The 17,747-nt window shown below is 70.3% G+C and carries 21 protein-coding genes; all 21 read right to left on the minus strand.

The window, feature by feature from the left end; translation table 11 throughout:
• Positions 1 to 58: 58 nt before the first annotated feature.
• Positions 59 to 568, minus strand: coding sequence for a hypothetical protein (locus DMR_RS01870; protein WP_012749982.1), 510 nt, complete (start codon positions 566 to 568; stop codon positions 59 to 61).
• A gap of 11 nt (positions 569 to 579) precedes the next feature.
• Positions 580 to 1,971, minus strand: a complete 1,392-nt coding sequence (locus tag DMR_RS01875) for a hypothetical protein (protein WP_148208337.1) — start codon at positions 1,969 to 1,971, stop codon at positions 580 to 582.
• An 8-nt stretch (positions 1,972 to 1,979) separates the two neighbouring features.
• The gene (locus tag DMR_RS01880; RefSeq protein ID WP_012749984.1) at positions 1,980 to 2,276 is read right to left on the minus strand and encodes a hypothetical protein; all 297 of its coding nucleotides are present in this window, start codon (positions 2,274 to 2,276) and stop codon (positions 1,980 to 1,982) included.
• Positions 2,277 to 2,283: 7 nt separating this feature from the next.
• Positions 2,284 to 2,802 (minus strand): hypothetical protein, encoded by a 519-nt coding sequence (locus DMR_RS01885; RefSeq protein ID WP_012749985.1) that lies wholly within the window; start codon positions 2,800 to 2,802, stop codon positions 2,284 to 2,286.
• 3 nt (positions 2,803 to 2,805) lie between these two features.
• Positions 2,806 to 3,225 (minus strand): hypothetical protein, encoded by a 420-nt coding sequence (locus tag DMR_RS01890; RefSeq protein ID WP_012749986.1) that lies wholly within the window; start codon positions 3,223 to 3,225, stop codon positions 2,806 to 2,808.
• Between the two features lie 91 nt (positions 3,226 to 3,316).
• Entirely contained in the window at positions 3,317 to 5,236 is a 1,920-nt protein-coding gene (locus DMR_RS01895; RefSeq protein ID WP_012749987.1) for a hypothetical protein, read from the minus strand.
• Complete coding sequence (locus tag DMR_RS01900) at positions 5,233 to 6,651, minus strand: hypothetical protein (RefSeq protein WP_012749988.1); 1,419 nt, start codon at positions 6,649 to 6,651, stop codon at positions 5,233 to 5,235. The genes DMR_RS01895 and DMR_RS01900 overlap by 4 nt, the downstream gene beginning before the upstream one ends.
• Positions 6,651 to 7,109 carry a hypothetical protein gene (locus tag DMR_RS01905; protein ID WP_012749989.1) on the minus strand — a complete coding sequence of 153 codons (459 nt, stop codon included), beginning with the start codon at positions 7,107 to 7,109 and terminating at the stop codon, positions 6,651 to 6,653. The genes DMR_RS01900 and DMR_RS01905 overlap by 1 nt, the downstream gene beginning before the upstream one ends.
• Positions 7,106 to 8,728 carry a transglutaminase-like domain-containing protein gene (locus DMR_RS01910; RefSeq protein WP_012749990.1) on the minus strand — a complete coding sequence of 541 codons (1,623 nt, stop codon included), beginning with the start codon at positions 8,726 to 8,728 and terminating at the stop codon, positions 7,106 to 7,108. The genes DMR_RS01905 and DMR_RS01910 overlap by 4 nt, the downstream gene beginning before the upstream one ends.
• Complete coding sequence (locus DMR_RS01915; protein ID WP_012749991.1) at positions 8,712 to 8,906, minus strand: hypothetical protein; 195 nt, start codon at positions 8,904 to 8,906, stop codon at positions 8,712 to 8,714. Before DMR_RS01915 ends, DMR_RS01910 begins: the two co-directional genes overlap by 17 nt.
• Positions 8,907 to 8,937: 31 nt before the next feature.
• Positions 8,938 to 9,606, minus strand: coding sequence for a hypothetical protein (locus tag DMR_RS01920; RefSeq protein WP_012749992.1), 669 nt, complete (start codon positions 9,604 to 9,606; stop codon positions 8,938 to 8,940).
• 9 nt (positions 9,607 to 9,615) lie between these two features.
• A complete protein-coding gene (locus DMR_RS01925) occupies positions 9,616 to 10,188 on the minus strand; it encodes a hypothetical protein (RefSeq protein ID WP_012749993.1) in 573 nt (190 codons plus the stop codon).
• A 124-nt stretch (positions 10,189 to 10,312) separates the two neighbouring features.
• The gene (locus DMR_RS01930; RefSeq protein WP_012749994.1) at positions 10,313 to 10,771 is read right to left on the minus strand and encodes a hypothetical protein; all 459 of its coding nucleotides are present in this window, start codon (positions 10,769 to 10,771) and stop codon (positions 10,313 to 10,315) included.
• A 47-nt stretch (positions 10,772 to 10,818) separates the two neighbouring features.
• Positions 10,819 to 11,730 (minus strand): hypothetical protein, encoded by a 912-nt coding sequence (locus DMR_RS01935; protein WP_012749995.1) that lies wholly within the window; start codon positions 11,728 to 11,730, stop codon positions 10,819 to 10,821.
• Positions 11,727 to 12,449 carry a hypothetical protein gene (locus DMR_RS01940; protein ID WP_012749996.1) on the minus strand — a complete coding sequence of 241 codons (723 nt, stop codon included), beginning with the start codon at positions 12,447 to 12,449 and terminating at the stop codon, positions 11,727 to 11,729. The genes DMR_RS01935 and DMR_RS01940 overlap by 4 nt, the downstream gene beginning before the upstream one ends.
• 92 nt (positions 12,450 to 12,541) lie before the next feature.
• Positions 12,542 to 13,261, minus strand: a complete 720-nt coding sequence (locus DMR_RS01945; RefSeq protein ID WP_012749997.1) for a hypothetical protein — start codon at positions 13,259 to 13,261, stop codon at positions 12,542 to 12,544.
• Positions 13,262 to 13,283: 22 nt separating this feature from the next.
• On the minus strand, positions 13,284 to 14,255 hold the full coding sequence (locus DMR_RS01950; protein WP_012749998.1) for a phage major capsid protein: 972 nt from the start codon (positions 14,253 to 14,255) through the stop codon (positions 13,284 to 13,286).
• An 18-nt stretch (positions 14,256 to 14,273) separates the two neighbouring features.
• Positions 14,274 to 14,849, minus strand: coding sequence for a hypothetical protein (locus DMR_RS01955; RefSeq protein ID WP_012749999.1), 576 nt, complete (start codon positions 14,847 to 14,849; stop codon positions 14,274 to 14,276).
• Between the two features lie 179 nt (positions 14,850 to 15,028).
• Complete coding sequence (locus DMR_RS01960; RefSeq protein WP_012750000.1) at positions 15,029 to 15,397, minus strand: zinc ribbon domain-containing protein; 369 nt, start codon at positions 15,395 to 15,397, stop codon at positions 15,029 to 15,031.
• Between the two features lie 63 nt (positions 15,398 to 15,460).
• Complete coding sequence (locus tag DMR_RS01965) at positions 15,461 to 17,215, minus strand: hypothetical protein (RefSeq protein WP_012750001.1); 1,755 nt, start codon at positions 17,213 to 17,215, stop codon at positions 15,461 to 15,463.
• Positions 17,212 to 17,544, minus strand: coding sequence for a hypothetical protein (locus tag DMR_RS01970; RefSeq protein WP_043599857.1), 333 nt, complete (start codon positions 17,542 to 17,544; stop codon positions 17,212 to 17,214). Before DMR_RS01970 ends, DMR_RS01965 begins: the two co-directional genes overlap by 4 nt.
• Positions 17,545 to 17,747 lie beyond the last annotated feature (203 nt).

Here is a 17,747-nt window from a genome sequence, read left to right on the forward strand (position 1 = left end):
GACGCCGCCCGGACATGCTATAGGCTTTTCCGGCTTCGTACAAGGCGAAGCCGCGATTTTACGGCCAGACCGCCCTGTCTTTGGCGGCAATGACAGTCTCGACGTCCTCGGCTTGCCGGACCGTCTTTTTTCCGGTCAGCCGGGCCCGCTCCACCTGCCGGCCGTAGGCCCGCCACTTTTCGGCAGCGGCCAGCACAGCCATGGCCACCTCGCCGGCAGAGTTGGCCGTGATGCCGATCTCGCTGAAAATGTCCGGGTACTCGCCCTCGGTGGGCGTGTCGTCTTGCAGAAGCGTCCGGGCTTGGCGCTCTTTTTCCTGATAGGCGGCCATCTGCCCAGCCCCGGGCGTGAGCACGAGGCTGCGGCGGCGCTCGGCCTCGGCGTCGATGGCGTTGCAGGCCGAGGTTTTGGCGGCGTCCAAAGCCACGTCCCAGGCCTGGCCGATCTCCACGGGCGTGCCATCAGGGACGCTAAGGACGACGGCTCCCTGATAGGCGGCCAGGGACGATGCATCAGGGGCGGCCGGGGATGTTGCCGCGATCACGCCGTTTTTTACGACTACGAACATGCCTGGCTCCTTTAGGAAGTGGTAATGTACGACTGCCCGTTGAATCCGGCCGTGTTGAGAGCCGGAGACGTGTCGGTGGTGTTCGCCCGGAAAACTGTGCTGTTGGAGAAAATGTACGATCCACGTTGAGCGTTTATCCCTGTGGTGCATTTAGAAATCACACACCCTGTATAAAGGTTTGCCTTTGACATGTAGCCCAAGACAGCCGTCGTGCATCCATAGAAATACGCTGTCGTGAGGTCAAAAATTGTTTGAGACGCGGCGTAGACGCCAACAGCCCAACCGTGAAAAATCAGCTGGCCGCCTACGTTGGCCGCCGCCGCCCGGGGAGCGTACAGGCCGCGCGACGATCCTCCGAGACTGTTGAGACGCAACCCCTTGAGGTTTTTGAAAGTCGTCGGGACAGCAAAAGTAACCCCATGCACGCCGCTGGCAAAATTGAGCTGCACGCGGTTGCACGGCTTGATCACCGCGACCCCGCCGCCGACCGTGGCTGACGCTATGGCCTCGGCCAAGCACGCAATGATCGTGTTGGTCCCGTCAAAGCTGACCCCGGAGACGAGATACGCCCCGTTAAGTCCGCTGGTGCTGGAACCTGTCAGGCCGATAATATCGCCGGGCTGGATGTTTTTGGCGCCGTCGGCGTTGGAGAGATAGTTGCCGACGATGGTAAGCGTTTGGGCCAATGTGTCGATGCTCGCAATGGGCACCGTCGTCTCGGTCGAGGTGTTGCCGAGTATCTGGGTTTTGTCGGCGTCCGGATGGTCGATGGTGATGGTGCTGTTGCTGTAATACGTTCCATCGGCGACTTGAATGGTCACAACCGCACCCGAGGCAATGAGCTTGTTGGCTATGCTTGAGAGCGCCTTGGCGATGGAGGCGTACGGCGCGGCGGACGAACCGTCGCCGCTCGTGTCGTTGCCGGTGGTCGCCACGTAAATGGTCGTATTGGTGGTGATCAGTCCTTTTACGGCGGCGGCTAATCCTGCCGGGGTCACGGCCTTGGCGGCTTCAGCCCCGGCCCTGGTCTCGGCGGCGTTGGCCAAGGCCACCAATCCCGGAACGCCGGTGGACGCGGCCGGCAGGGCGTCGCGGCCGCCAAGAGCGTGCAGCGCCGCGTGGGCGCACAGGGACTCGGGCACATCATTGCCGTGAAGCACTTCGGCCAGATTGGCGGTCAGCGCCGCGCCGCCGTCCATGGCCGTGGCGACTACGGTGCGGCCGGTCTCGGCGTCATGGCTGGAGGACGCCACCGTGCCAAACAAAACCCCATCGGTCCCGCAGTCGGCCCGCAGCCGCAGGCCGGGCGCGAACGCGCTGACGAAGGAATCCCCGGCCGCGTTGAACACGGCGAACGTGTCGGAGGCCAGGAAGGCCACGCTATCGTAAACGGGAGTGGTCATGTCTTGCCTCATGAAAATCGCGGCCGCACCGTGAAGCTGGCCGTCCGACCCAGGCCGGACCAATCGCCAAGGGTCAGCGCGGCCTGGAGTTTATAAACACCGGCCTCGGCCAGGTCGCCGGGCCGGGTGACATAGCGCAGCCTGGCGGCGTCCTGGCCCGGGCCGGCCACGGCCGCCGGCCAGGAGCGCGCCGCGCCCGAGGGCAGGCGCACGTGCAGGGCGGGGCTGGCCGCGCCGGTCAGGTCCCGGCCGCAGTCGACCAGGATTTCCAGGCCGACGTCGCCTTGATAGATGGTGTCTGCCATGGGTTCCTCACGTCTGTTCGATGTCGATGGCGCAAGACAGGCCAAGCCGCGTGGACAGGGGGGAAGCCAGCCGAGTCGCCGTCGTTGGCGGCGAGAGCAGGCGCAGCACTTCCCGGATGCCCGTGCCGGCGAGACAGGCCCGGGGCGCGGCGGCCAGGACGGCCGGCCGGGCAAGGGCGGTCGACGCCGCAAATGTCTTGGCCTCCCGACCGGCCATGTCCAAATCGGTCCTGGCGGCGATCAATTCCGCCAGTCCGGTTGCGGCCGCCGGCCGACCGGCGACGCCCGGGGCGGCCGAGCTGACCGGCGCCTGAGCGGCCGCGAGGGTTCCGGCCGGCCGTGTCTCCATACGCAAGGCCAGGTTCTCGCCGCCGTTATCGGCCCGGGCCGCGCCCGCGCCGCCTGTTGCCGCCAGAGCGATGGCTGGCCGGCCGACCGTCGCCTCCGCCGCCTGGCCGCCCAATTTCCCCCAGGCCGCGGCCACGGCGGTCCAGGCGGCAGCGGCGTTGCTCCACGGTCCGTTCACGGCCTACTCCAGGGCCAGGACGCCCGAGGCGTCGAAGCGCACGGAAAACGTGCCGCCGGTGACGCCCCGGTCCGCGCCGAAGTCCAGCAGGCAGACCAGGGGGTTGGTCCGGCCGGCGACGGTTTTGGCCACGTAAATGAGCGCGTAGCGGGCCGTGATGGAGGCCTCGGTCCAGCTCGGATCGGCGGCGGCCAGGGCGGCGCTTGTGCCGGCAAGGGTCCAGGCGACGCCGGAAAGCGCCTGGCCGCCGGCCACGTAGCCCGCGCCGGCCGTTTCGCTTGCGGCCACGTCGGCCAGGGCGGCGTGGCCGGCCGAGGGGACATAGGCGCTGGTGAGCAGGGCACAGCGCACCGTGTCGGCGGCCAGGTTGAAATGCCCCTTGCCCAGCCCTTCCTTGAAGCTCGCGTAGATGAGATCGGCCATGATTGCCTCCTGTGTCGCGCCGGGGCCGCGAGGCAAGACCGCGTTCCCCAAGGGGAGCGCGCCCGCGTCGAACCGGCGACGGTTTGCGGCGTTAAACCCGGTAGTTGTAGTTGTGGTTGAAGCTCTCGCGGGAGCCGGTGGAGCGGGAGGTGGATTCGCTGACCGAACGCTGGGTGGAATCGGAGGTGGTGGTGGTGGTGCGCTCGCCCACGGATTCGCTGAATCCTATTTGGGCCGTGGCGCTGACGGCATTGAGGGCGCTGGCCGCCATCTGGGCCGAGATCTGGGCGCCGGAGCGGATTTTCTCCGACTCCAGGCGCAGTTCGCCCAGCGAATTTTGCAGCAGCATGTCGGCTTCCTTGATGGACGCCTCGGCCGACTTCAGAAAGGCGTCTACCTGGGCGGCGTGGTCGCGGGAGCGCAGTTCGTTTTGCGCTCCGTCGGCCTTGAGCACGGCGTCGTAGAGGCCAAGGGCCAGTTCCTTTTCCTTGAGCAGCGTGTCGGCCTTGGCCTGGGCCTGGCGCAGTTCGGCCTCGAACCGGGCCACGTCGGCCTTGTAGGCTTCAAGGCGGGTGTCGTTTTCCCGGGCGGCAACGGCGAGTCTGGTCTCGGCCGCCGTCTTGGCCGCCTCCACCTCGCCGCCGTAGGCCCGGACCTGCTCGGCGTAGATGCGCGCCTTGGCCTCCTCGCCGGCCAGGGCGGCGGCGTGGGCATTGAAACGGGCCGTGTTGGCGTTGACCGCCACCACATAGCCCGACACCTGGGCCTCGTAGGCGGAAAGCCGGTCGCGCCCGAGTGACGCCTTGGCCGCCGCGCCTTCCATGCGGGCCTTGTACAGGCCAATCATGGCCGTGACCCCGGACAGTTCGGCCAGGTAGAGATCGGCTGCCTGTTTTTGAACCTCGCTGGCCAGCCGCGCCCCCTCGACCCGGGCCTTGTAGGCCTCCAGCTCCGACAGCCCGGCCCGGATGCGGGCCTCGAACACGGCCGCGTCGGCCTGGTAGCGGGCCAGCTGGGCATTGTGCACGGCCACTTCGGCGGCAAGCCCCTCGTAGCCGAACCGGGCCAGCTCCCGGGCCGCTTCAAAGGACCGGGCGACGCGCTGGTTGACCAGGTCGATGTCCTGGGCTTCCAGGGCCAGGGCCTGGTCCACGGCGGCCCGGCCGTTCTGGGCGGCCATTTCGGTTTGCTTGGTCAGGAGATCAAGGCTGTGGCTGGCGAGCCCCTCGGCCGCATCGGCCCGGGCGGCCCGCAGCAGAGCGACCATGGGGCCGCCAAGGCCGGTTGCGCCCCGGGCGGCGAAGTCGTCGGACACCTCTTGAAGTTTCTGGGCCAGGGCGTCGTCCACCCGGCGCTTGGCGCGCTCCCACAGGCCTTCCTCAAGCTCCGGGCCGTAGCCGGCCCCGCCGGCGCGCACCTCGGCTTCCAGACGCTGGGCCAGGGCCCGGCGCAGGGAGGAGTCGTGGCGCTCCTCGCCCGGGACCACATAGAGGTTGCCCGGAGCGGACATGTCGGGCAGGGGCGGGCGCTCCCCTTCGAAGGTCGGGGTGACGGCCGTGGTCAGCTCGGGGATGACCAGGGGCGCAAAGACTGGCGGCGCGGGCAGGACGAGAGCCGGCTCGGCCGGCAGTTCGAGGTCGGGCAGGTTCGGCGCGTCGCCCGGCGGCCGGGGCAATTCCATGGCCGGGGCGGCGGGCAGGACGATGTCCGGCGCGACGGCCCGGAAAGCCGGTATCTCGATGCCGTCGAGGTCGAGGTCCTTGAGTTGCGGCAGGATCGGGGCAGCCACGGTGTCCAGGGCCACGCCGGAGAGTTCCGGCGGCTGAGGGACCCCCGAGTACTGCGGGGCGGCCGGCAGCTCGGGCAGGTGGTCCTTGGGATAGGCCACCCGGGCCAGGCCGCCCAGGCGGGCCAGAAAGCTCGTGGCCGAATGCCAGGCGTCGTTGGCGTAGTTCTGGGCCGTCTCGAACTTGTTGCGCACAATGCCGGCCGCGTCGTTTGGTTCGCTCATGCCTCCTCCTTGACGATGGTGACGGGGGTAAGGCCCTGGGCCACGGCCTGGGCCGTTTCGTGGTCGTCGGCCACAAACAGGCCCGACAGGGCTTCCAGGGACAGCAGCCAGGCCTGGCCGGGCGACAGGGCGTAGTGGAAAAAGCGCGGCAAGCCCACGTCCATGGCAGCGTTCATGCGATAGGCGGCGATGGCCTCGCCGTTCTCGCCGCTGCGAAGGGTCCAGGCGTTGACCCCGCTGGCCTGGTAGGTACAAGCCGCATCCAGGGCGCACAGGGGCATTTTACCGCCGTAAGCCGTTCCCTGGGCCTGGTCCTCGCGTACGACGTAGAGCCGCACGGTTTCGTCGGTTTCATGGGTCATGACGACATGGTGCCAGACCCCGATTTCCAGGGGATCGGACACGGCCGGTGCCGCGCCGAACTGGTTTTCAAAGTGCGACAGCCGGGCGGCCAGCAGCCGGTTGCCGCCGGTGACGAACACGCCGGCCGCCTGGACGCCCATCTCGAAACCGTCGGGATAAGGATAGGGGTTGCCCTGGCCGTCCAAATACGCTTCACCGGTCAGGCGCGGGGCCTCGGGGCACGGGGCGCTGGCCCGGCGCGCGCCGGCGATGCGGTCCGGCGCGGCGTGGAAGTCGTCGTTCCAGGGCGACCAGGGATAGACGGCGTCCTCTTCCCATTTGGGATGGCGATGGGGCGAGCAAAAGCCGAGCAGCGGCGACAGGTCGCCCGGGCAGTCCTTGAGGAAGTCCCCACCGTCCTGGCTTCGCAACAGATAGGCTCGCACAGGGTTCAGCACTCCCCGGGCGTCGAAGTCGTAGTCGTATTCCAGGGGCGCGGTCAGGCGCACCAGGCAGCTCACGGAAAAGGGCGCGTCGTCCGGGATATGCTCCCGGCCGTAGAGCAGGCCCGAGGCGGCCCCGCCAGGCAGGCGAAAGACGCCGACGTCGCGGCTGATGCCGGCCTGGGGCAGGCCGGCGTAGGCCGGCAGCCCTGCCTCGGCCGCCGGAATGACGGTGACGGCCGCGCCCAGACCCAGGGTCCAGCCGGCCAGCGAGCCGTGGGGCACGGCGTTTTGGAGAGCGGCCAGGCCTTCGTAGCGAGCCAGGCAGTCCGGGATGGCGTAGAAGTCGCCGTCGCGCCGCCGCTTGGGCGCTGGCGCGGTTCGGGGTTCGTCGGTGGGTTCCCGGCGGCGGCTTGGACCCAGCGTCACGTACTCCTGGCCGCCTACCAGCCGGCACAGGACCGTTTCGCCGGTGGCCAGGCGCGAACGCCGTTCGTAAACGGGCAGATCGAAGACGTTTTCCCGGCGCATGATGTCGAGTTCGCGAAGCCCGGCCCGCCGCAGCCGGGCCGGTTCGTCGCCGCCGACAGCCAGACGTAGGCGCGGGGTTGGCGTAAAGTCGTCGTCCATCACGGCCTCCGGTCCAGGTCGGTAAACCGGGCTTCCAGGGCGACGACGTCCAGGGTCGCGCCGTCGTCGGCCCGCAGGCTGATGGACCAGACATGGCCATACTGCCGACCAAGCCGGCAAGCGGCCCGACCCGGCAGCCCGCCCCGGCCGGCCGGGCCGAGTTCGCCCCAAGCTTCCGCGCCGGCGTCGCTGACGGCGGTTATTGCCACACGGCCATCGGCCAGGCCGTCCAGGGCCAAGCCGCCCAACCGGGCCGGGCCGGGGCAAACAACCGGCGGCAGGGTCAGGCGCACCGGGATGGCCGCGCTGTCGTCGTTGTCGCCGCCGACGCGATAAAGGGCCACGCCGTCGCTGAAAACCACCCGGCCGTTGTGCAGGCAAGCGCAGGCCACGGGCAGGCTGCTTACGGCCGTTGTCGCGCCCGAGGCCAGCTCCAGGGAAAGTCCTTCACCCGTCATGTCCATTCCTCCCCGTTGCCCCGGCCGCCAAGGCCCGGGCGTTGTGCGCGTCCCTGCCCGGCGGCGGCCGGGCCGCCCAGGGCCATGGCTCCCAGGGCCAGGCTTTCCGGCCGGCCCGCTCCGTCCGGGATCAGGCACGGGAGCATTGCCACGCTCACGCCCAGCGGCCCGACCAGGCCGATCCCGGCCCCTCGCGGCGGCAGCAAGCGGCAGAGGACAAAGCCGGCTGCGCCGGCAAGACCACAGGCCCGGCAGTCTGGATAGGGCAACCGGCCCTCGCCCGACACCAGTGCGGCCTGGACGGCCTGCCCCAGGCCGGCCCACTCCGGCAGTCCGGCGGCGGCCTGCCCGCCGCCGCCGCCAAACCCGGCCGTGCGCCAGCCGGGCAGCGGCAGGCTGGCGCGCTCTCCGGCCAAGGCTTTGGCGACAAGGCCCGGGCAGACAAGGACGGCGCGGACGTATCCGGCCCGCCCGACAACGGCCGGCGCGGCCAGGGCCACGGCGGCGCGCGCGCCGGTGCGGCCGGCGGCGTCCCAAGTCGCCGGCAAATCGGCTTCTCCGGCCGCGCCGTGGGCCGCCCCGGCCCGACAGGCCGGTAGGGGCAGGGCGAGAGCGTCGCCGGCCGCCCGGGCGAAAAAGACCGCCACATCCTGGCGCACCGGGAAAAACGCGCCGCTGGTCAGGGCGTAGTCCACGAAAGTGTAGGCATTGGGGTCGCCCATGGTCGGCAGGGCGGCCATGGGGCCTTGGGCCGGCCCGAGAGTCCAGTCCAGGGCGGTCCAGCGGCCGTCTCCATGTCGCCGCCAGGCCACCCAGGCATGGCCGTCGCGGTTGGCCCCCACCCGGCCAAAGACCGTGACGATGCGGTCGGCCGGCAGCCCGGCGGCCAGCATCAGGCCGTGGAGCAGTATGGCCCCGTCCTCGCAGTCGCCCCGGCCAAGGGCCAAGGTGGCCGGCGCGCAGCGCCAGGCGTCGTCGGCATCGGCCACGTAGGTCAGCGCCCGAGCGGTCCTGTCCAGGAGCGCCAGGGCGATGGCGTCGTCACCAGACGGCAGGCCGGCCACGGCCTCGGCCAGGTCCGGGTCGCCGACGCCGAGCAGGGCCACCGCCCGGGCGGCCTCCACGACCCCGGTCAGGGCCGGGCTTTCCAGGGAACAGGACTGGCCCCGGACGACAAATCCCGGCAGACGCGGCGCGCCGCTGCCCCGGCGGGAAAGGTCGGACAGGCCCAGCACGGTAAGCGGCAGGGTCAGCGCGGCGCAGGCCGCGCCGCCGGCCAGGGCGAACAGCGGGACCAGCACGGCCTCGGCCAGGGCCGGGATGGTCCCCGTGGCGGCGGCCTGGACCGGGGGAAGCGTCGTCTCGCCGACGCCCGGACGCCAGCCGGCCTGGCTGGCCCGGATCTCGGGCAGGGGCAGGCGCGCGGCGGCGGCGGGCTTCCAGGAGCCCTGGGCCAGGGCGGCCGGCAGCGGCAGGGTCAGGCCGTGGCCGGCCGTGACCACGCCGCAGGTGCCGGTCGCGGCGGCGGCCAGGTCGAGGACGACAAGGCTTTGGGCGGCAAGGGTCTCTTCGGGCAGGGCCTCCATGGCGAAAAGGTACTCGTCAAGGCTTGCCATCATGCCCCCTTGCCGGGCTTCGGTCCGGCAGCAAACGCCAGCGCAGGCCGGCAAACGCGGCCGGCACGGCCCGCCCGGCCGGATCGGCGTCCTGTCCGGCCGTCGCCGTCATGAGCGCCCCGCTCGGGCCGGCCTGTTCCGCCATGACCAGGGGCGGCGCGGAAGACTGTTGTTGTTTCATGGCTGGTCCTTTCTTTCACTGGGGCTGGGCCTCAGGCCGTGCGGCCGTAAAAGACGAGTTCGGAGATGTTGTAGTTGCCGTTCTTGTCGGGTTTGAAGGCCGAGACGACCAGCCGGTAGCTCAGGTAATAGTGGTCGTTGTCGCAATTGAGGCGCTCGGACAGGAACACGCCGTCGTCCCAGTAGTCCGCTGGCTCGTCGTAAAAGGGGCTGGCCGTGGCCACCCGCATTCCGCCGTAGTTGGTCGCGGCGTAGAGGGTGGTCCAGCTGACCTCGTCGTTTGAGGCCTCGAAACGGAAATCCGTGGGGCAGGCGCAGGGGCCGTAGCCGTAGGGGCAGTAATGATTGCTGAAAAGGCCTGAAGCGAACTGGAAGGCCGTGACGCGGATGGGCGTGTCGAAGCGCACCCCGACATATTCCGGCACGGCGTTTTTGGGGTCCGGGGCCCAGCAGCCGTTGCGGCCGTCGCTGGAACCGACGCTGAAGGTATTAACGGAGTGGGGGCCGGGCACGCCGCAGGTGGAGTAGAACACCTCGCCCTCGACCCACAGCAGGGCGTCGTCGTCGCCCGGCACGTGGCCCAAGGCGTCGCGGAAGCGGTGGCGCACGAGCAGGTCGCGGTAAAAGGCGGTCTGGCCCGGATCAAGGGCGGCGGCGGCGACCGTGGATCCGGTTTGGTAGTAGACGAGGGAACTGGTCATGGGACTCTCCTAGAACCCGACGGCGACGTCGCCGGCCAGTTGCAGCCGGCCGCGCACGATGCGTCCGCCAGCCGGAATGTCGCCGGTAAACCAGGTGGCCCGCACCCGGTCGGTCTCGGTCGCGTCCGTCGCATCTTCCAGCCAGACGGCGTCCGGGGTCACGGACGGCGCGGGCACGGCGGCGGTGGCCGGGATCAGCGTTTCCCAGATGTCCACGGTCTCGAAGGCGCGGGACAGTCCAGCGGCTTCCAGGCGGATGCCCTTGACCACGACCAGGCGGAACCAGGCGTCGTCGGCGTCGGCCAAATAGAACCGTCCCAGGCCGTAGTGGGAGATTTTGAGGTTGTATTCGTCGTCGTCGCCGGTGTCGGCGTAGATGATTTCGGTGGTCGGGATGGGCTCGCCCACGGCCAGGACGCAGGAGGTTTGGCCGCTTCTCGGGGTCTGGGCCAGGATGACCCGGCTGCCGAAGGAATAGGGCGTGCCCGGGCGCTCGGAAAAGGCCCGGCCGCAGACGACCTGGATGCGGGGCGGAAAGCCCTCGAAACGGCAGGGCAGGGACTGCGGATAGAGGTCGGCCATGGCCTGTCCTTGGGCGCGCGGCCCGGGTGGGGGTTAACGGGGCCGGGACGGACTCCCGGCCCCGGGATCGCGCCGCCTGGGCAATGCCCCAGGCGGCGCAGGAGCGTTTCGAGACGTGGCCTGGCTAGGACGCCGGCATGGTGACCACGAAGCTGTCGATGGTGGTGGTGGCTCCGGCGGTGATGGCGGTGGAACTCATGTTGAGCTGGGCCCCGGAGGTAGAGACCGAGCCGTCGAAGCGGGCGTGGCCGGTGTCGGCCCCGGTGGTGCGGTCGTTGGCGTAGAACCGGAACCAGCCGGCCGTGCCCGAACTCGTGGCCGCGCCGGACCAGACTTCGCCGGCCGCCTTGGCGCAGGCCCCGGAGGCCGGGGCGGTGAAGTTTAGCCCGTTTGTGGGCGTGCCCGGGGTGAAGGTCCCGGAGGAGACGGTGATTTCCAGCAGGGGCGTGGCCCCTTCGCCGTAGTCGGCCGTGGCCGGCTGCACGCCCGGGAAGATGCGGATCACGCCGTTTTGCATGATGTCCTTGAAGCTGGCCGTGCCGAGCAGCATGTTGCGAAGGCCGGTGGAAAGACGAAGCGCCATGGGGATCTCCTGGGCAAAAGGGTTGGCGGCCAGGGGCCGGGGAGGTTTCAGATGCGGTCAAAAAGCAGGTAGCGTCCGCGCGTGGCCACGGCGGCGGCCCGGCCGGCCAGGGGCACGGGCACGGCGGCCAGGCGTTTGACGACCCCGCCGGGAAGCCCGAGCCAGATGCCGTCGCTTGCGGCCCAGACGGCGGCGTCGCCCCCAAGCTCCTCGCCGGCCACGGCCTCGTGGCGGCCGGCCGGCAGCCGGGCCAGGCTGCCCGGGATGGGCGGGGTCGGGCAGACCCGGGCAAAGGTCATGGTCCTGGGGTCGTTGCCGGCCACGTAGGCCACGCCGGCCTCGTCGCCGACGTAGAGTCCGCCGGTCACCGGGGCCAGCAGGCGCACCCGGCCGACAAAGGGCGGCAGATAGCCGGCCAGGGCGTCCACCCAGTCGAAAAGGCCGGCCCCTTCGGTGAAGTGGACAAGCGCCCCGGCCGCGATCCAGATGCGGCCGGCATGGAAGGCCAGTTCATGGCCGACCGGCGGCGGCCCGAAGCGGTCCAGGCGGTCCGGGCCGGGATAGCGCTCCCCGGCCCAGGGCTGGGCCTGGCCCTGGCGCAGGCGGCCGTTTTCAAAGCCGTTGGCGTAGTAGACGTCGTCGCCGAGGCGCAGCCAGACCATGGGCGCGCCCGGCGTCAGCCCCCCGCGCAGGAGCCTGGGCTGGCCCTGGCCCGGGATCAGGTAGAGTCCGTCCCCGGCGACGCCGTAGAGGTCGCCCCCGCCGGAACACAGTTCGCCGAAGCCGAACCCGGCCAGGCGTTCGTATCCCGGCCGGCGGACCAGCCGGCCCTCGACCACGTCTACGTTGACGGCCTCGGCCAGGGCATAGCGGCCGGTGTCCGGGTCGCAGACCAGCCCGACCGGGGCGGCCGAGGCCCCAAGGCCCAGGCAGGACGTCAGGCGCACGACCCGGCTCACGGCCAGTCCTCGCCAAATCCGTACGGGTCGGCGGCCGACGGGACATCGGCCGGCGCGGTCTGACGCGGGGCGGACGTGGCCGTCAGCTCGGCCAGCAAGGTCTCGTAGCGTTTGCCGTAGGCGGCTGTTTGGGTTTTGACGCCGTCGGCCCCTTCCTCCAGGCGCTCGAACAGTTCGCGGCAGGCGTAGGCGACCAGCAGCGGCCCGGCCAGATGGACGGGCAGCCCCTCGGGCTTGTCCCCGGGCGCGGCCAGGGGAGCGGGCAGACGGCCGTATTCGAAGCCGATGACGACATCCACCGCCGGCACGGGCCGGACATGGAGCCGGCCGCCGGCCAACGCGGCCAGGCGCGGCCGGCCGGGGCGCGTGGCCGGGCAGGACCGCCGCAGGACGGCCAGGTCCGGGGCCAGCCGGACCCGGCCACGGGCGGGGAGGAGGAAGGCATCGACCGGAGCATGGAGGAGATCGGCCGGCAAGGGCGCGTCGGCCTGTCCCGGGGCCAGGGGAATCTCGGCCCAGGCGGCCAGATCGGGCAGGCGCGCGGCGGCGGCGGCGGCGAGCAAACCCCGGCCAAGGGTCCGGGCCACGTCGTCCTCGGACACCGACGGGTCGCCGACGATGCCCGACACTTCGGCGGTAAGCCCGGCTAGGCTGTCGGGCACGGCGCGGCGTATCCCCTGGGCGTCGGCCCGGGGCAGGTTCATGGCGGCCATGGCCATGGCGTTCTCCGTTGGTTGGGGGTGGGTCGGGGCGGACCTGCGTCGCGTCCCGGCAACACGTTTGGGCTGAGGTCTTGTCTGCGGGGCGCGGGCTAATCGAGGGTGAGCAGGCAGGGCTGATGCTTGCCGTCGGTAAAGGCGGCGGCAAAGGCCACGCCGGCCACGGGCTGGTCCACGTCGAGGCTGGCGTTCATGGCGGCCAGGCTCCCGGCGGCCGGCCCGGGCACGAGCATGGAACCCACGGCGGCCGTGCCGGCGGCCAGGCAGCAGGCCACGCCGCCGGTCTGGGCGAAGAAGTAGTGCCCGGCCGGCACGTCGCAGACGGCCACCCCGGCCGGCAGGTTTTCCTCGCTGGCCGACACGGTCGCGCCGCACCAGGGCGAGGGGATAAGCGAGACCACGGAGGCGGCGGTGAGCGGCGCCCGCACCGGCTCGGCCAGGGTGATGACAGTCGTGCCGCCGGCGGGACAAGCGGTGTTGGACAGGATGCGATGCTGCCGGCCGCCGCCGTCGTTGGCGGCCACTTGCAGGTAGCCGTCCTCGTAGGCGTTTTCGGACACGGACGCAGCCCCGACGACCAGGCTCACGACGCGGTCGCCAACGTTTGCCGGGGTGGCGGCGCGGCCGGTGTGGGCGGCCACGGCGGCCGGGGCCATGACCAGGGAGCCGGCCGGCACCGGGGAACTGCCGGCCTTGGCATAGCGGAACTTGCGCCCGTCGGCGGTGATGCGCAGCGCGCCGACGGCTTCGCGTTTGGCCGGCGAGGTTTCGCCCACGTCCTGGGTAAAGGAAAGCTTCATGGGTTGGGCCATTGTTGCCTCCGATGGTTGGCGGTTAGGACAGATTGGCGTGGCAGGCGTGGGCCTTGCGGTTGGAGCAGATGAGGTTGCCGTGCCACAGGATCTTCATGGAGCGGCCGGCCGGTCCGGCCAGATCGACCCAGGGCTGGCGGGCGAAGAAGCCGTTTTGGTGGATGGCGAAGCCGAGATGGTTGGTGTTGACGGCGAAGAGATGGCCGGCCGGGCAGTAGTCGTCGGCGGCCAGCACCATGCCTTCGTAGACGAGGTGGGCGAATCCGGCCTGGGCCACGCCGTCGTCGGTGACGAAGCGCTGCTGGACTTGCAGGATGCGGGAGACCTTGTTGTAGAGGGCCTCGGTGGTGACGGCCACGTTGGGCTTGCCGTCGCGGCCGTCGGAGACCTTGGCGGCGCTGCGCAGGGTCTGCAGGGTCTCCAGGCTCATGGTTTCGGCGTCGGCCACGGTGACGCCCTTCCAGGGCTTGGAGCCGTCGGCGGCCACGAGGTCGTTTTCGGCGATGCCGCCGTAGGCCTTGTCGGGATCGGGGCTGGTCAGGGCCCGCAGGCCGGTCAGGGTCGGGGCCTCGTCGCCGGCGGCGGAATAGAGGGTGGCGGCCAGCCAGCCCGAGCAGGTGCGCTGGGCGGTTTCGAGCTTTTGGGTGACGAACTGGACCACGGCGTAGTCCCCGGCGGCGGCCACCTCGTCGGTGAGGTAGACGGTGGCGTTGCCGTAGGCGTGCTTCCAGTTGAAGGCGGCGGCGTTGATGGTGACGCGGTCGTCGCTGGAGAGCGTGTCGGCCCGGGTGAAAAAGCCGCCTTCGCTGTCGGAGTAGGACAGGGGCACCCGGATCTTCTCGCCCCCGGCCGGCCGCTCGAACAGGCCGGCCTGGCGGTTCATGAGCAGGTCGAGCAGAAACGAGTTGCGGAAGTAGATGTCCACGGCCCGGCCGCCGGCGGCGGCGAAATAGTCGTTGGTGATGGCTTCGATTTCACTGAGCGAAAGGGACATGCTGGTTCCTCCTTGGGGTTACAGGCCGGCGTCGCGGCGGCGGGCGGCCATGCGGGCGGCCAGGACGGCATGGACGCCGCCGAACCGGTCCGGGGCTTCAAGCTGGGGATCGTCGGCCCGGCCGCGCTGGGGAGCCCCTGAAGGCGCGCCCAGGGCGACGCTGCCGCGCCGGGCGCGCAGCCGCTCCATGGCCGCGGCCTCGCCTTCGGCCAGGGCTTTTTGGCGCACGCGCTCGGTTTCTTCCTGATTCGCCTTTCCGGCCTCGGCCAGGTGGTGGGAGAAGTAGGCCCCGACCTCGTCCAGAAGCGAGTTTTCACGCTGGCGGGCGGCAAGCGCGCCGTTTTCCCGCAGTGTTTCGAAATCCGGGTGTTCGGCGGCGAAGCGCTGGGCCAGTTCGGCCCGCTGCGAGGCGGCGCGCCGGGCTTCGAGGTTTTCCAGACGGGCCTCGATGAGGGCGTCGAGGCGGGCCTCCAGGTCGCTAAAGACCGATTCCAGGCCGGCGATGCCGGGGTCGGTCCCGGCCTCGGTTCCCGGAGCGGTCCCGGGGGCGGGACCGGCGGTTGGCGCGGCGGCGGGATGGGTCGGCTGTTCCATGGTTCCCTCATAGGTGGGCTGGGGTTGGCGCGCGGGGCCGGGCGCGGCCGGGCCCTTGGCGCAAGGTGTTGTCCCGGGCGCTGCCGGCGCTGTTTTGGGCGCGCGAGGCCACGACGGCCGTGGCGGCAGCCCGGGGAAAACGGTCGGGAAACGGCGGTTCGGCGGCGTCCGACGCGGCGTCAGACCAGCCCGCGTCGGGCTTTATGGCGCTCCAGGACTTCCCGGGCGACGGCCGGGCCGGGGTCCGGGCGGCGCGCGCGCTCCTCGCCGGGTTCCTGGGGACGGATGCCTTCGCCGCGCAGGAACCGGCGGTAGTTGGCCCGGCTGGGTTCGGCCAGGAAGGCCCGGACATGGGGAGCAGGCGAGGTCTTGTCGGCCACGGCCGTGACGGACGGGAGCCAGTCGGCGTCGGCCCGGTAGCCGCGCCCCACCGACAGCAAGCGCTTGGCCGAGCCGCCGCAGGTGCAAATGTTTTCGGTCCGGTCCATGGGGGCCATGGCTTCGAACTCCCGGTCGCAGACCCGGCAGGCGAAATCATACAGCGGCATTTATTTACTCCCGTGTCTTTGGTTCGGCATGAACAACCCAAGTCCGGCCAAACGCCCCTGGCCTCACCCCGCCAAGGGGGTCCGGGGGGGATTATCCCCCCCGGCGGGGAGGTCCAGGAGGGGCGGAGCCCCTCCTGGCTCTTCCATCCTGGCCAGCACGGCGGCGCGGTTGTCCCAGTCGAGCTTTTCGAGGAGATCGCGGCGGTCGATGGCCTCCATGTCGTAGAGGGCCAGGGCTTCCTCGCGGCGTTGGACCCGGGAGACGGGCATGGTGGAGCCGGCGACCACGGTGAGCCGGGCCGGCACGCGGCAGGCCTCGCCCCTGAGCGGGGCAATGGCGATGGCCCCGTTTTCGGCGAAGCTGATCCAGCGTTCCTTGGCGTACCAGTTCTGCATGTGGCTTAAAAACATCCGGCCGCGTTCGCGCACCAGCCGCGAGTAGTTGCGGATCTTGCCGCGCAGCAGGGTGGAGGCCTGTTCAATCAGCGCGGCGATGGCCTTGTAGGCGACCACGGGATGGTCCGGGGAGGCGGCCCGCTCCAGTTCGCCGATGCCCGAGATCTGGCTGAAAAGCTCCCGGTAGAGGGTCAGCACGCTTTCGATGTCCCGGGTGTTGTTGGCGAATTCCAGATAGCGGATGCCCTGGGCGGCGGCCATGGAGGTCGGGTTGACGATGCCCAGGCGGTTGGTGAAGGCGGCGTTGTCCACGCCCGAGTCGCGCGGGTTGATGATCTTGGGCCGGGCGCAGCGGTCCTTATGATACGTGAGCTGGGACAGACATTTGTTGATTTCGAGCTGCAGCTCGGCCAGCTGTTCGAAGTCCGAGGCTCCCCAGATGGTGGTGGGATCGGTCAGCGAATTGGCCAGGGCAAAGGGGTAGCGGTCGTAGAGATAGCTGGCCATGGCCTGGTCCAGGGGCAGGGCGGGATTGATGGACGGATTGGGCTGGTCGGACAGGACGAGGCTCCCGGGGCCGGCCACGACCACGCAGCGGATAAAGCCCGGGTACAGCGGCCCGTCGTCGGTCATGGTGTAGTCGCGGGCCCAGCATTCGCACACGAGCACCGTGTCCTGGCCCAGGGCGTCGCCGCCCCCGGCTCCGGCCAGCTGGCGCAGCACCTCGCCGAAGCGGGTGAAAAGCCCTTGCCGCCGGCCGTCGCCGAGGAGGATTTCGCGCCGGCCGTCGCCGAGATCGGCCAGGGTTGCGGCGTCGCTTTTAAGCTGGCCCGCTGCCTCGGGCCAGCGCCGGGCCGCCTGGCGCAGGCTCATGGGCGCGAAGTGGAGCACCGCCTCGGCCTCCTGGATGTCCAGGCAGCTGGTGGGATAGACGCCAAAGGCAAAGGGATCGACGTTTACGGTGCGCACTTCGCCCAGGCCGTATTCCAGTTCGGGGTCGAAGACGACTTTTTCCACGGCCAGGCCGTAGGTCTCGCCGTTTATGACCGAGCGTTCGAACACGGCCTGCTGTTCCTGTTCGTTCCACCACCAGGCGGCGGCGCGTTCCAGGACGCGGTAGACGTCCTCGTCGCCCACCGGGCTGACCCGGCTGACGTTGAAGGTCGGGTGGTTGTCGGTGAGCAGGTTGACGGTGCGCTGGCGGTGCAGGTGCAGGAGATTGGCCCCCAGGCGCGGCAGGCCGGGCTGGGCCGGCCCCTGCCAGGGGCGGCCCTGGCCCAGTCGGTAGTTGCGGGTCCAGGCCTCGGCCAGGCCCAGGCGGGCCTTGTCGCGCACCACCGCCTCGAGAAGTTCGAAGACGCGGCGGCCCACGCGCTGGGGCTCGGCGGCCGGGGGCAGGAGCTGGTTGACAGCGTCGGTCATCGGCTTCTCCGGTTGGGCTTGTCGCGTTTGGGGATCGGGCCGGGGTTGGCGGGTTTCGGGTCGGGGCTGGCGGCGTCGGGCTGTTCCGGTTCGGGAAGCGGCCAGGTTCCTTGGTCGGTTTCGAGGCTCTTGGCCCCGTCCGGGGCGTACCCCTGGGGGTGGTGACGGCACTGGGGGCAGCGCGCCGCCTCCCAGGGGACGTCCGGGGGGAAGGGCGGCGGGAACCCCGGCTCCAGAGGCTCAAACACGGCGCTGGTCAGCGGCGGGATCAGGCGGGCGGGGTCGCAGGCGGCAATGGGGGCGTGACACAGGCGGCAGCGCAGGATCATGTTTGGGTCTCCTTTCGCGGCGGTTGTTCCCGCCGCCCTCAAGACCCACAAGTCCATGGAAACCGGCCGTGAACCAGCCAGTTTCCGTCAAAATACGGGGCATTTTCCGACTTGTCCGCTGGGAGATTGAAAAAAAATTCACAAGCGCGTGTCGAAAAGACCGCATTTCCCGTTGTGACTCCAATGGCTTTCGACTAGTTTAC

The organism is Solidesulfovibrio magneticus RS-1 (assembly GCF_000010665.1).
In the GTDB taxonomy this organism is placed as follows: domain Bacteria; phylum Desulfobacterota; class Desulfovibrionia; order Desulfovibrionales; family Desulfovibrionaceae; genus Solidesulfovibrio; species Solidesulfovibrio magneticus.